The sequence below is a fragment of the Dictyobacter kobayashii genome, assembly GCF_003967555.1.
In the GTDB taxonomy this organism is placed as follows: domain Bacteria; phylum Chloroflexota; class Ktedonobacteria; order Ktedonobacterales; family Ktedonobacteraceae; genus Dictyobacter; species Dictyobacter kobayashii.
This window is the reverse complement of sequence record NZ_BIFS01000001.1, coordinates 261,336-275,155: the sequence shown is the minus strand read 5'-3', so window position 1 is coordinate 275,155 and position 13,820 is coordinate 261,336. Positions and strand designations below refer to the sequence as shown.

Below are 13,820 nucleotides of genomic sequence, written 5' to 3'. Positions count from 1 at the left end.
GAAGATGGTGGCGCAACCTATTTGCGCTGATCCTCTTCACTGCCCCGGCCATCCTCTGGTATGTCTTTTTCATGATCGGGCCTTTCATTAGCATGTTCTACTACAGTACCTTAAACTGGGTGGTTTACTTGAGACCGGCTATTATGATGGCCTGCATAACTACATATACATGCTTAACGACCCAATCTTTTATGTCGCGATACGCAATACCGCGATTCATATTGGAGTTGTCCTGCCAATCTTGATACCGCTCTCATTTCTACTGGGATATTATCTCAGCCTGAAACCACGCGGCTATCAATTCCTGAATGTTGTCTGTTTTACGCCTGCCCTGATGTCGGCGGCGGCCGCAACAATGTTGTTTATCGGCATTTATGCGCCCAATGGAATTCTCAACGCTCTGCTTAACGCCGCCCACCTGAGCAGCCTGACACACCTGTGGAACGCCGACCCTTCTACGGCACTGGGGTCAATCATCGCCATCAACCTGTGGGGGGGCATTGGTTTTTGCGCCGTAGTCTTCTCCGCCCGTCTCTCCGGCATCTCGTCCGAACTCTATGAAGCCGCACAAATTGATGGAGCCACACATTGGGAGAGGATTCGCCTGATAGCGTATCCCATGGTGCGTGACTTCGTTGGTGTCATGACCATGCTGCAATTCCTGGGGCTGCTCCTTGGTTCTGCGCAGACGGTGCTATTGCTCACACACGGTGGACCCGGGACCGCTTCAACGACGCTTGGGTTTATGCTGTATGATGAAGCCTTTGTTTCTTCACACCTGGGGTATAGCCAGGCAATTGGTGTATTCTTGTTTATTGTTGGTCTGATTGGAATGTTACTGATCCGACGAATCTTCCGCCCCGCTTATTAAGCGGCGCCCTGTGTTTTACTTTTTTTGTATAGATAAAGAGAGGAAGAATAATCGTGGTAAGCATTCCTGCCAGCCGTAATAAAGCTACGCGGCGTTCACGAAAACCATTGAGTTCGATCATCTCCAGTAACGTAGTGCGTGCCCTGGTGGTGCTTTACGTACTGATCATATTGGTACCCATCTATTATCTAGTCATCTCTGCCTTTAAGAGCAACGATGCGATTTTTACCCAGCCTTTGAGCCTGCCAACATCCCTCTCGTTGCAAAATTTTGCAGCCGCGCAAGATGATGCGGGACTCTTCCAGGCGATGGGCGTTTCCATCTATATTACAGTCTGTGCTGAATTGCTCACATTGCTGCTGGCGCTACCGGCTGCCTATGGTATTGCGCGCATCCCACTGAAAGGCACCGTCTTAATAGAGCGTCTGTTTGGTATCAGCTTTTTAATTCCTGGTTTTGCTGTACTCGTCCCCACTTTCCTACTGTCAATCCAATTAGGGCTGTTTCATTCAACGCTTTTCCTGATCCTTTTCTATCCGGTTACCGCGCTGCCTTTGACCGTGATTATGATGGCCCAATTTATGCGCAGCATCCCATACGAGATTGAAGAGGCGGCAATCGTTGACGGAGCCAACCGCCTTGTTATTCTCGTGCGGTTGATGATTCCTTTATGTATGCCTGGAATTGCGACCATGCTCATCCTGAATTTCTTAAATTTCTGGAATGAATATATTTTTGCGCTGGTCATACTGGGTGGAGATACGCAGACCGTGCAGGTCGCATTGCCCCTGCTCAAGACGCTCAACATAGTTGACTATGGCCTGCTTACGGCCGGCACCCTGCTGACTGTAATTCCGGTATATCTCGTGTATATTGTGATCCAGAGAAAGATGCAAGAGGCGCTTGTAGCTGGTTATGCCAAAGGCTAGTTTTCTTGTCTGGTACAAAATGTGTAATCGCACATTTTGTACCAGACAAGAATCACAGATAAAAAGCTTAGCGGGAATTGCTACGTGGACCAGTAGAGTCGCGGACGATGAGGCGGGCAGAGAGTTTGATATGGGTGGCCTCAAGGGGTTGCTGCTGAATCAAGCGATAGAGTACATCAACAGCCAGGCGTCCGATCTCTGTTAAAGGTTGGCGGACGGTTGTCAGGGCCGGTGTAAGGAATGGAAGGTTGAGGGATGCATCGTCAAAGCCGACCACCGAGATATCTTCTGGTATGCGCAGGCCGTGTGTTTGAATGGCATGCATCGCCCCAATGGCCATATCATCATTAAAGGCAAAGATCGCAGTGGGTGGTTCAGGCAGTGCTAATAGCTGCTCTGTAACCTCTTCTCCACTATCAGCCATCCACCTTCCCTCGCGGATCAATGTTGGATCAATGGGGACGCCTGCGGATGCCAGTGCGGCATAGTAACCTGCAATGCGATTAATCGTCATGCCCCAATGAGGCGGACCAGTAATAATCGCGATACGTCGATGGCCCAGGGAAAGCAGGTGCTCCATGGCGAGCATACTGGCGGAAATGTTTTCCACCATTACAGTTGGAATCTCATCCGGCAAAGCAACAAAGGGATCTGTAACCACCACAGGGATGTTTTTGCGCTGCAGTTCGAGCAAATCCTCTGCTGAGTGTTGGGGGAGAATGAATAGCAGGCCTGTAATATTTTGATTTAATAACTGCTGAACCTGGGAGGACTCGATCTCATAGCGATTATGGGTGCGGATAGTAATAAACTGAGCATCTCTACTCTGTAGCGATTCGTATGCGCCTTCCATGATATAGCCGAAGTAGCTGTTGAAAACCGGCACGCTCATTCCCAGCAGGCTGGTGGCTGTGCGTGCGCTGCGAGGGGGAACATAACCAAGCTCGTTTATATATTGCATAACTTTATTGCGGGTTGCCAGGGAGACATCTCTATGGCCGTGCAGGACCCGCGAAACGGTAGTTGCAGAAACGCCTGATTTTTCTGCAATGTCGCCAATGACTGTACGCGATATTTTATCCGTGCTTTTATGATTACTCACTTATTATTTTCCTGGTGCCAATCAATATTATACATGTACTAAGTATATCTGTAGCAATAGGTTGCTATTAGTATAGTTATAGGGGAGTATCTATGTCAACGTTTGACAATGATATTTTTGGTAGGTGATACCCCTATGTCCCAGTGGTGCCACCGTCGGGCGGCACCACTGGGAAAAGAAGAAAGTTGGGAGCATAGCCCCCAGTGGATGATTAGAGTTGGCTGCTATCGCGGACATTTTTGCCGAGGACAACTTCGATGGTGTAACCTTCGAGTTTTTTGCTGGACTCGGGTGAGATGCGCTCGCGATAGACTTCTTCGAAGGATGGGTAGTCGCGCTGACTGATCGAGAGTAAGAGATTGATGGCGAGGGTTTCGACCATGATCTCTTGCTGGTACGTCTGCAAGATTTGTGCCAGCTCGACGTCGGTATAGAGCGCTACTCCGATGTGGTCTTCGATGTTGAAGCCAGCCTTTTTACGCATGTCCTGTATAAAGTGGATCAGATCGCGCACCATGCCTTCTTCACGCAGTTCGGGCGTGATGGTGGTCTCCAGGGCGGCGATATAGCCACGCTCTTCGGCCGTGACAAAGCCCGGGCGGGCCGTTGCCAGGATCTCAACCTCGCTGGAGGTGAGGCTGACTTCTTTGTCGGCGACGGTGAAGGTCAAGGTGCCAGTCGTATTCAACTGGGTTGCTGCCTCCTGGGCTTCATGGGCCGATAAGCCTTTGAGATGGCCCAGGATCTTCTGGACCAGCGGGCCATATTTGGGTCCCAGGATCTTAACCTGGGGTCGTACCGTGTAGGCCAGCATATCGCTATCCGCACTGATCAACTCTAATTGTTTGACATTCAGTTCTTCCAGGATCTGGTCGCTCAGCCGTTTGAGTGCCTCTTCCTCGGTGCTGGAGGGCACATGGACGTAGAGGGCATGCAATGGCTGGCGGACGCGGATCTGTGCCTTCTCACGGGCAGCACGACCCAGTCCAACGATACGCATTACCAGATGGGTCTCGTTGGTCAATTTCTCATCGATCAGCTCTGGACGAACCTCAGGCCAGTCTTGCAGATGCACGCTCAATGGGGCCTGCTCGTCTACGCTACGCACCAGATTTTGGTATAGCTCTTCGGTCAAGAAAGGCATAAATGGAGCCAGCAAGGTGAGCAACGTTGTCAGACTCTCATAGAGGGTCAGGTAGGCACTGATCTTATCCTCGTCCAACTGCGTTTTCCAGATGCGCTCACGGCTACGGCGCAGATACCAGTTTGACAGGTCCTCCAGGAAGCTCTGGATGATCTCAGCCGGTTTGGTGGTATCGTAGTGTTCCAGGCCATCTGTGACATCACGGATAGTTTGCTGCAACTCTGAGATGATCCAGCGATCCAACTCACTGCGGCGCGCTACAGGTAATTGATGCTCGGTTGGATCAAACTGGTCGATGTTGGCATACGTTACAAAGAACCAGTAGACATTCCAGATCTTATCCAGGGTGCGACGCGTCAGCATCCACTTCTCGCTCAAGCGTACCGGCACACCTTTCTCGCGGGCCTTCTCGACCTCCTGCATGCTGGGGATGGCCGGGAAATTCAAGTTTTGTTCCGGTACATGATTGGTATAGAGCCAGCGCATTGTATCAGAGCCAACACTCTCAGCGGCATCATCAAAGATAACCATGTTACCTTTAGACTTATGCATCGGTGTGCCATCTTCAGCCATCAACGTGGCATAACCAAACAAGGTCTTGAAAGGCGCAGTCTTCTCTAGCACCGTGCTCATGACCAGCATGGAGTAGAACCAGTTTCTGAACTGGCCCGGGAAGGACTCAGTCACAAAGTCGGCCGGGAACCACTGTTGCCACTTCTCATGGTTGGTGAGATAGTTGAGCGTAGAATAAGGCACGATACCCGCATCCAGCCAGGGGTTACCGACATCTTTGACACGTGAGACCTCGCTACCACATTTTTTACAGGCAACCTTGATCGCATCGATATATGGGCGGTGGGGAGTATGGCCTTCAAACTCTTCCCAGCCAGAGATGGCCCGTTCTTTCAACTCTTCCTGGCTACCGATGACCTCAAAATTGCCACACTGCTGACAATCGAAGATTGGCAGGGCCAGACCCCAATAGCGCTTCTTGGAGATCATCCAATCGTCCATGTTGCGCAGCCAGTCCATCTCGCGATCAAAGCCGAAAGACGGGATCCACTGGATCTGACGTACCACATCCATGATCTCATAGCGCAGGGTCTCCATTGAGATGAACCACTCGTCAACCAGGCGGAAGATTAATTCAGTTTTACAGCGCCAGCAGGTTGGATAGCGATGCTTATAATTCTGGTGGCGATAGAGCAGACCCTTTTGCGTCAGGTTCTCAGAAACCAGTTGCGCAACCTCAGAGGTGTTCTTGCCCGTCAACCAATCAAAGCCGTCTTTATAGACACCAAACTCATCCACTGGAGCTATCGTTGCCAGGCCAAACTCTTTGGAGAGCCCAAAGTCCTCGCGACCACAGCCAGGGGCGATATGCACGATACCAGTACCCTCAGTCGCATTAGCCTCTTTCCAGGGTACCACAGTATGAGCCACATCCTTTGCCGCAGGCAACTCATCAAAAGGTCCACGATACTTCCAGCCGACCAGGTCCGAGCCCTTGAGGGTCTCCACAACCTTAAAATCGCCTTTATCGCGTCCCTTGAGTGCCTTAAGCACCGAGAGCAACTGCTCGACCAGGTAGTAATATTCCCCATCCTGTTCAACCTTCACATAGGTCAGTTCAGGATTAACGGCCGCAGCCACATTGGCAGCTAGCGTCCAGGGAGTTGTCGTCCAGACCAGCAGATACTCGCCCGGGCGATCGACCAGCGGGAAGCGAACATACAGGCTCAGGTGGGTTAGATCTTTATAGCCCTCAGCCTCCATCTCCATATTAGAGATGCCCGTGGCACAGCGTGGGCACCAGGGCATTACATCGCGTCCCTTATAGATCAGGTCGCGCTCCTGACACTTCTTCAAAAAATGCCAGATCGTATAGTTATTCTCATCTGAGAGCGTATAATAGTCATTGCCCCAGTCCATCCAATAACCCAGGCGGACCGACTGCTCGGTTTGACGTTTCGAAAACGTGAAGACGCGCTCTTTACAACGCTCAACGAAAGCCGCGATCCCATAATCCTCGATATCGCGTTTCGTTTTCAGCTTTAGATCTTGCTCAACATTCACCTCAACCCAGAGACCCTGACAATCGAAGCCATTCTGGTAGCGCTGCTTAAAGCCCTGCATCGTCTTGAAACGTTGGTAGAGATCTTTATAGGTGCGGCCCCAGGCATGATGAACGCCCATTGGATTGTTGGCGGTAATTGGACCATCCAGGAAAGAAAATTTCTTTTCACTCTGCTCATTACGTTTTAGATATTGCTGACGAACTGCATGATCGTCCCACCAATTCTGGATGGCGTGTTCCAATTGTGGATAATCGACCCGATCGGCTGCCACAACTGGTTTGAAAACGCTAGATTTTACTGACACAGTGTCCTCCTCTGCGCCCAAGGCCTCACAGGGTGTAGCCTCGCAGATGAATGTAGCAGTTGTATAACGACTGCTCTGATAAAGCCAATAGAATATTTATTGCAAAGAATCGAGCATAATCTCCAGACGCTTGTTGATCCTGCCCTTATTCTCAGTTTTCGTAATATGTATCCCCCCGACCTCGTGGGTATGGTTGACGTGCGTGCCACCGTCCGCCTGGAGATCCAGGCCGACTATTTCAACGATGCGTATCTCCTCGATTTCAGGTGGCAAAAGATTGATCTTAGTGCGCACCAGGTCTGGGATCGCAAAGGCCTTTTCGCGTGGCAACGAATAGACACGAATAGGATAATCAGCCTCAATGGCCGCGTTAACCTTCTCTTCAATGTAAACGATGCGTTCTTTATCCAGATTCTCCATCGCAAAATCCATCCGCGCGCGATCTGGATACATCTGGCCGCCTGTAACCTGGACCCCAAATTCTTGCCAGATAACGCCACAAAGAATATGGAGAGCCGTATGGGTACGCATCATCTGGTAGCGGAAGTCCCAGTCGATGGTACCGACAACCTCCGTACCGATAGATGGCGGAGGATAATCCAGTGTATGCCAGACCACCTCATCGCGTTTATGCATAGCGATCACACTGGCCGGATAATCCTGGCCAGGCCAGGTAATCGTACCTCGATCGGCCATCTGCCCACCGCCGCCAGGATAAAAAACGGTAGCATCTAGCGCGATATCATCACCCTCCACGGCTACAACGGTCGCAGTACACTCATAGGTAAAGCTATTTGTATGGTAAAGGAGCTTGGTTTTCATGTTATGTCCTTTTCATCAACAAAAAAACCCCTCGCCCAACGAAGGGACGAGAGGAACTCCCGTGGTACCACCCTGATTAGCCTGGCATGGCCTTGCATGCGCTGGCTCACTCAATACATGTATTCCGGACGATTCCCCAGCGAGAGTTTCTCCGTGATAACGGTTCGGCTCATCTTGTAAAGGTGTAGAAGTGCTAGAACGCATAAGGGAACGGTGGACTACATGCCTTCATGGTAACGGGAAGGACCCGACTGCGCCTACGCAGAAATGTTGATTGGTGGAATCAACCATTGCTGGTTCGGCTCGTAGCTCTGGAGTGATATTCTGCGCGCGGCCTGTATCCGGTTTCACCATCCCCGGACTCTCTACTACAAGTGTAGCGGCATACTGGCTCCGTCATCGCTTTTGCGCTATATATTGTATTTTTAGCTAGCATATGTTTTTCGTGGATTGCACGAAGAGATCTGCCTGTTAATGCTCCAACGCTCACGCCCTATCGGCGCAATAGGATTTTAGTTTTCTTGTCTTGTTTTTTTAGCATTAAAGAAACGAAAGTGTATGCTTGTTCGTCCTAAGTCCTATAGGCGTTAGTACCGTGAATATTTTGGAGTATGGTAAAGCTATGATACCATAGTAAGTGGTAGAATACAATAGCTGGATCAGAGACACGAGCGACGAGGCTCATTCCTCAATTTCGTGTTCCGTAAGTTATACACACTGTGTTAAAGTAACCTAAGGAATATACATGCAAAACCTAGAGAGATTTTATGGTCCAAATGCGGGCTACGTTCAGGAACTGTATGAACGCTATCAGCAGGACCCGGCGTCTGTCGATGCTGCGACGCGTGCAACTTTTGATTCCTGGACAGCTGAAGATGCGGGCATAATTGCGAGCCCGCCTGGCACAGGCCCGGTGCCAGCCAAACCCGTGCCAGCGGAAGACCACGAAGACACCCCTGCGTATTCGCGCACCCAGGTTGTAAAGATCGTAGCGGCCTCTACCTATGCCCATGCTATTCGAGAAAAAGGGCATCTGGGCGCCCATCTGGACCCCCTGGGGAGCGAACCAATCGGCGATCCCGCGCTATTACCCGAGACATATGGTTTGTCACAAGCAGACCTGGCGCAGTTATCGCCCCGCGTGGTAGGAGGTCACTCGGCTGAAGGGGCTGAAAATGCACTGGAGGCGATTGCCGCCCTCAAACGAATGTATTCAGGCACCATCAGTTACGAGTTCGATCAGGTCAAAAGTTCCGACGAGCGGCGCTGGTTGCGCGATGCGGTCGGCCTGGACCTCTATCATCGTGATCCCAAAGTGGCCGACGCGCGCAAACTATTAAAGCGACTGACCCAGGTTGAGGTGTTTGAACGTTATATCCACCAGAACTATACCGGTCAGAAGCGCTTCTCCATTGAAGGCATCGATATGCTGGTGCCAATGTTAGACGAAATTATCTCAGGTGCCATAGATTCAGAGACCAAAGAAGTGGTCATTGGCATGGCACATCGTGGTCGTCTGAACGTATTAGCCCATGTGCTGGGCAAACCCTACGGGGCTATTCTGGCCGAGTTCGCACACTCCAAACACGAAGAAGGTGTGCCTTTAACCGATAGCTTTGGTTTTGGTTGGACCGGCGACGTCAAATATCATCTGGGTGCCGAACATCTCTTTGGCGAAGGAGCGGCCATCGATCTAAACGTTATACTATCGCCAAATCCGAGCCATCTAGAATTTGTTAATCCCGTGATCGGGGCATGGCGCGTGCCTCACAAGAGATTCGCACCGTCGCGGGCTCTCCATTACAAGATGTAGATAAAACGCTTCCGATACTCATTCATGGCGACGCCGCATTCCCGGGCGAAGGTGTAGTAGCGGAAACAATGAATTTGTGGCATTTACGTGGGTATTGGGTTGGTGGAACTATACATATTATTGCTAATAACCAACTAGGCTTTACTACAGATCCAGAAGATAGCCGCTCTACTCCCTTTGCCAGCGACCTGGCCAAAGGCTTTAGTATACCAATAATTCATGTTAATGCTGATGATCCTTATGCCTGTTTAACCGCGGTACGTATTGCACATGCTTATCGAGACCAATTTCATAAAGATGTGGTAATCGACCTGGTTGGCTATCGTCGCTGGGGTCATAACGAAGGTGACGAACCAGCATTTACGCAACCAGCTATGTATGAGACTATTCGCTCACACCCGACGACTCGTGAGCTCTATGCCCGCATGTTGGAGCAGCGAAAATTAATCGAGCCTGGCGAGGCGGAGACCCTGGTCAATGAGGCCTTCGCGGTGCTCGAACAGGCCAAGCGTGAGGCTGATGGCGGAGTCTACACCTCCCAGGAACAGAAGCGAACCAAGCGTATGCGCCCAACGCTTGAGACGCCCGAGGTTATCACGGCCGAGCAATTGCGCTCTTACAACGAAGAATTATTGAGCTGGCCCAAGAGCTTTACCCCCAATCCCAAACTGGCACGTATTCTACAGCGTCGAGCGACCACCCTGGGACCTGAAGGTGGCATCGATTGGGGGCAGGCCGAGGCGCTGGCCTTTGCATCTATTCTCGCTGAAGGGACCCCTATTCGTCTGACTGGACAGGATGTGGAGCGAGGCACTTTTAGTCATCGCAACGCTGTTCTACACAGTACCGAGAACAATGAAATCTATATCCCATTGCAACACCTATTTGACTCACAGGCTTCCATCTCCATTTATAATAGCCCATTGAGTGAGGTTGGAGCACTGGGTTTTGAATATGGTTATAGCGTGCATGCGCCAGACACACTGGTCTTATGGGAAGCTCAATTCGGCGACTTTTCCAATGTGGCCCAGGTTATTATTGATCAATTTATCGCCTCGGGCCGTGCCAAATGGAAACAGGACTCATCTATTGTCATGTTGCTGCCTCATGGGTATGAGGGACAGGGACCAGAGCACTCCAGCGCACGTTTAGAGCGCTATCTACAACTGGCAGCCCAGGATAACTGGCGCGTAGCCAACTGCTCAACGGCGGCCCAATATTATCACCTGTTGCGTTTACAGGCTCGCAACCTTAAGAATTATCCACGACCGTTAGTGATTATGTCGCCTAAGGCCCTTCTGCGCAATGCGCAATCTGCCTCTAAACTAGAGGACCTGGCCCAGGGCAGCTTTCAACCAGTTCTGGATGATCAGAGGGCGCGTCAGCATCCAGCTGAGGTCAGACGTGTTATTCTCTGTACAGGCAAAATAGCCATAGACTTGCTTGCGCACGACAGCCGTGCCCATAATGATGGTATCGCCATTGTCCGGGTAGAAATGCTCTACCCCTTCCCTGGTGAAGAAATCAAAAAAGTCCTGGCGAACTATCCACATGCGCGTGAGGTAGTCTGGGTACAAGAGGAGCCACGGAACATGGGAGCGTGGAGTTATATCTCCCCTCGTTTGTCGGACATCGTTGACAATAACGTCACCATCGATGTCATCTCTCGTCCCGAACGATCAAGTCCAGCGGCGGGCTTCTGGGATCTTTATATTGCAGAGCAGGAAAAAATTATCACCGAAGCCTCCAGTTTACCGCTGAAACAACCCGGAGGAAACTATGTCCGTTGAAGTGAGAGTCCCTGCCCTGGGGGAATCAATAGTTGATGCGACAATCGCATCCTGGTTAAAAAAAGAGGGTGACACCGTTAAGCGCGGTGACACCCTTGCCGAATTAGAGACCGATAAAGTTAATATCGAGGTTAATGCTGAGCAAGATGGTGTGCTGCAGAAAGTGTTAAAGCAGGTTGGGGATGTGGTCGCGGTTGGCGAAGCAATCTGTACAATTGGTGAAGGCGGCGTGGCTGCTACTAATGGTTCTGCCCCTCAGGCGAAGCCAGCTGCCACAGAAGAAACTTCCAGTGCGAAGCCGGCCCAGCGTCCGACCAGTGCAGAGGCTCCTATATTTTCAGATTCCCAGCGACCGCCTTCTCCATTGGCGCGCCGCATCGCTGCTGAACATCATGTCGATATCGCGCAAGTTCGCGGTAGCAGTCCACATGGACGGGTCACAAAAGAAGATGTGATTAGCTATCTGGAACAAAATACGCAGAGCCCTGCTCCAAACGGCGAGGTAGCTACTCCGGTTGCTCCAGTTCAGCCGGCTGCGGCTGCGCCTGCCGCCAAAGCCACACCAGCGGCCGCCGCGGATCCGCGCGGTGAAGAACGTGTGCGTATGTCGCGCCGGCGTCAGACCATCGCCCAGCGCCTGGTAGAGGCCCAACATACAGCGGCAATGCTCACCACTTTCAACGAGATCGACATGACCGCTGTCATGGATGTGCGCAGTCGCCGTAAAGATGCCTTTAAAGACAAGCATAATGTCTCACTGGGCTTTATGTCCTTCTTTACCAAGGCCGCCATTGGCGCTTTGAAGGCCTATCCACGCCTGAATGCCGAGATCCAGGGGACCGATCTACTGCTCAAGCACTACTACGATATCAGTATCGCCGTCTCGACCGACGAAGGACTGGTCGTGCCTGTCGTGCGTGATGCTGATCGTAAGGGATTTGCCCAGATCGAGCGCGAGATTGCTGAACTGGCCAAACGCGCCCGTGCCAATGCGCTCACGCTCAATGATTTGCAAGGTGGCACCTTCACCATCACCAATGGTGGCATCTTTGGTTCCTTACTTTCAACACCAATTTTGAACGCACCTCAGGTTGGTATTCTTGGTATGCACAAGATTGAGCAGCGTCCCATCGCACTCAACGGTCAGGTTGTAATACGTCCTATGATGTATGTCGCGCTCTCTTACGATCATCGCATCGTTGATGGCAGTGAGGCTGTGCGTTTCCTTGCAACCATCAAAGAACTGGTTGAGGACCCCGAATCCCTCCTCCTCGAAGGATAATCGGGTACCCCGTTTCGCTCGACATGACGCGTTAATACCTGTATAATCAGGAAGATAGAGAAGAAACATCGACCGCCGGGTCTGGCCTGCCATGGATGGGTCAGATCCTGAGGCGGTTTACGCACCATTATGTATACATTGCTGAAAGTGGATATGCTGGAACTGTCATAGATCACACGGCAGGAATAGAGGGAGTCGTCAGGGTTATGCAACCAGGAAATAACTATCCTCAACAGGCAGGCAACAGTGGCGATATGAACACGCTCATCGGGAAATCCCTGGGACAGTTTCGTATCGTTGAACGCATAGGTACTGGTGGTATGGCGACGGTCTTCAAAGCATATCAGCCAACCCTTGATCGCTATGTCGCAATTAAAGTCTTACCTGCCTATCATGCTCGCGATCCTGTGTTTGTCAAACGTTTTGTCCAGGAAGCTCGTTCAGTGGCCAAACTCGCGCATCCCAATATTGTGCAAATACACGATTTTGGTGAGCAGGATAATATAACATATATCGTCATGGAATATGTAGATGGCGGAACCCTCAAAGATCGGCTTAAACAGGCTTTACCTGTTCCCGAGGCGGTGGATTTTACCATCCAGGCGGCCGAGGGATTGGATTGTGCTCATCGCAACGGCATTATACACCGTGATGTTAAGCCAGCTAATATGTTGCTACGTCGTGATGGCCATCTGTTGCTATCAGACTTTGGCATTGCTAAGATCCTGGAGGAATCGACCAGTTTAACGCGTGTTGGTACCGGCATTGGGACGCCCCAATATATGTCACCCGAGCAAGGTATGGGGCAAAAAGTGGATCGTCGGAGCGATATATATTCGCTTGGGATTGTGCTATTTCATTGTCTGACCGGGCGCGTGCCATTTATCGCGGATAGTCCCCTGACTATTACCGTCAAGCACATGAATGAACCATTACCGATTGAACGCATGGCTGCTGAGGGTGTGCCAACCCCTGTTATTCAGGTGGTGCAAAAAATGACCGCCAAGCAAGCCAGCGACCGTTATCAGGCGGCCGAGGACTTGATAGAAGCTTTAACCGGTGCCCTGGCTGCTTCGCGGTTATCTTTGCCGCGCCTATACAGGGTGCCACCGATTCCTGCAGCGGGGGGCGGATCAAATCCAGGCACCCTTGTTACCAGTCCAGGGGGTGGTTCCGGAGCTGGATTGAGTTCCATGCCAAGTGGAGCATTATCCAATCCGGCTGGCTCATCGTTAGTCTGTTTCCGCTGTGGTGCACCCAATCCAGGGTCACGGCTCTACTGTACAACCTGTGGTGATGAACTATCCAATTCGCGTGCCAGTAAAGATACTTACCTGGTCAATGGTCGCCCGGTGCTGGCCCGGCTGACCTTACAGACCGGGCCTGAAGCCCTGGTGGGGCGTTCATATCGCTTTCATCAGGATGTAACTACCGTCGGACGTACCAATGGGAATGATCTGATTATTCCTGGTCGTTCAGTGTCGCGGAGGCATGCGCGACTCTGGTTTTCGGAAGGGCATTGGTACCTGGATGATGTGGGCAGTTCTAACGGAACCCTGGTCAATAATGTGCGAATTTTCCAGGCCGTTATGCTCAACGACGGCGATATCATCAACTTTGGGGACGAAATAGTCGTATTTAATATTACATACGGTCCATAATTATCCGCATGAAGAAGAAAGCAG

The 13,820-nt window shown here is 51.2% G+C and carries 9 protein-coding genes and 1 other annotated feature; of the genes, 6 read left to right on the top strand and 3 right to left on the bottom strand.

Translation table 11 applies throughout. From position 1 onward, the window contains the following. Positions 1 to 169 precede the first annotated feature (169 nt). Together EL645_RS01170 and EL645_RS01165 are read left to right on the top strand one after the other, a co-directional pair. A complete protein-coding gene (locus EL645_RS01170; RefSeq protein ID WP_126548351.1) occupies positions 170 to 871 on the top strand; it encodes a carbohydrate ABC transporter permease in 702 nt (233 codons plus the stop codon). A gap of 107 nt (positions 872 to 978) precedes the next feature. Then, on the top strand, positions 979 to 1,800 hold the full coding sequence (locus tag EL645_RS01165; RefSeq protein WP_371865710.1) for a carbohydrate ABC transporter permease: 822 nt from the start codon (positions 979 to 981) through the stop codon (positions 1,798 to 1,800). 67 nt (positions 1,801 to 1,867) lie between these two features. Here the strand turns inward: EL645_RS01165 and EL645_RS01160 are convergent, their stop codons facing one another. The 3 genes from EL645_RS01160 to EL645_RS01150 all read right to left on the bottom strand — a co-directional run bounded on the left by EL645_RS01160 (position 1,868) and on the right by EL645_RS01150 (position 7,250). Further along, a complete protein-coding gene (locus EL645_RS01160; RefSeq protein WP_126548350.1) occupies positions 1,868 to 2,902 on the bottom strand; it encodes a LacI family DNA-binding transcriptional regulator in 1,035 nt (344 codons plus the stop codon). Positions 2,903 to 3,113: 211 nt separating this feature from the next. Next, a complete protein-coding gene (gene ileS / locus EL645_RS01155) occupies positions 3,114 to 6,428 on the bottom strand; it encodes an isoleucine--tRNA ligase (RefSeq protein ID WP_126548349.1) in 3,315 nt (1,104 codons plus the stop codon). A gap of 96 nt (positions 6,429 to 6,524) precedes the next feature. Next, entirely contained in the window at positions 6,525 to 7,250 is a 726-nt protein-coding gene (locus tag EL645_RS01150) for an alanyl-tRNA editing protein (protein ID WP_126548348.1), read from the bottom strand. Positions 7,251 to 7,289: 39 nt separating this feature from the next. Then, positions 7,290 to 7,659 (bottom strand) — a binding site (T-box leader). 336 nt (positions 7,660 to 7,995) lie between these two features. Here EL645_RS01150 and EL645_RS42195 point away from each other — a divergent pair. The 4 genes from EL645_RS42195 to EL645_RS01135 all read left to right on the top strand — a co-directional run bounded on the left by EL645_RS42195 (position 7,996) and on the right by EL645_RS01135 (position 13,796). Beyond that, positions 7,996 to 9,063 carry a 2-oxoglutarate dehydrogenase E1 subunit family protein gene (locus EL645_RS42195; RefSeq protein WP_246035240.1) on the top strand — a complete coding sequence of 356 codons (1,068 nt, stop codon included), beginning with the start codon at positions 7,996 to 7,998 and terminating at the stop codon, positions 9,061 to 9,063. Then, positions 9,006 to 10,853 carry a 2-oxoglutarate dehydrogenase E1 component gene (locus EL645_RS42190; RefSeq protein ID WP_246035239.1) on the top strand — a complete coding sequence of 616 codons (1,848 nt, stop codon included), beginning with the start codon at positions 9,006 to 9,008 and terminating at the stop codon, positions 10,851 to 10,853. Before EL645_RS42195 ends, EL645_RS42190 begins: the two co-directional genes overlap by 58 nt. Then, on the top strand, positions 10,843 to 12,135 hold the full coding sequence (gene odhB, locus EL645_RS01140) for a 2-oxoglutarate dehydrogenase complex dihydrolipoyllysine-residue succinyltransferase (protein WP_126548347.1): 1,293 nt from the start codon (positions 10,843 to 10,845) through the stop codon (positions 12,133 to 12,135). The genes EL645_RS42190 and odhB overlap by 11 nt, the downstream gene beginning before the upstream one ends. Positions 12,136 to 12,341: 206 nt before the next feature. Further along, entirely contained in the window at positions 12,342 to 13,796 is a 1,455-nt protein-coding gene (locus tag EL645_RS01135; RefSeq protein ID WP_161977015.1) for an FHA domain-containing serine/threonine-protein kinase, read from the top strand. The last annotated feature ends 24 nt before the right edge of the window (positions 13,797 to 13,820 follow it).

What these genes read in the sequence shown, in the direction of transcription:
- EL645_RS01150 (WP_126548348.1), bottom strand. Translation starts at nt 7,250, where the DNA reads ATGAAAACCAAGCTCCTTTACCATACAAATAGCTTTACCTATGAGTGT.
- EL645_RS01170 (WP_126548351.1), top strand. Translation starts at nt 170, where the DNA reads ATGCTTAACGACCCAATCTTTTATGTCGCGATACGCAATACCGCGATT.
- odhB (WP_126548347.1), top strand. Translation starts at nt 10,843, where the DNA reads ATGTCCGTTGAAGTGAGAGTCCCTGCCCTGGGGGAATCAATAGTTGAT.
- EL645_RS42195 (WP_246035240.1), top strand. Translation starts at nt 7,996, where the DNA reads ATGCAAAACCTAGAGAGATTTTATGGTCCAAATGCGGGCTACGTTCAG.
- EL645_RS01135 (WP_161977015.1), top strand. Translation starts at nt 12,342, where the DNA reads ATGCAACCAGGAAATAACTATCCTCAACAGGCAGGCAACAGTGGCGAT.
- EL645_RS42190 (WP_246035239.1), top strand. Translation starts at nt 9,006, where the DNA reads ATGGCGCGTGCCTCACAAGAGATTCGCACCGTCGCGGGCTCTCCATTA.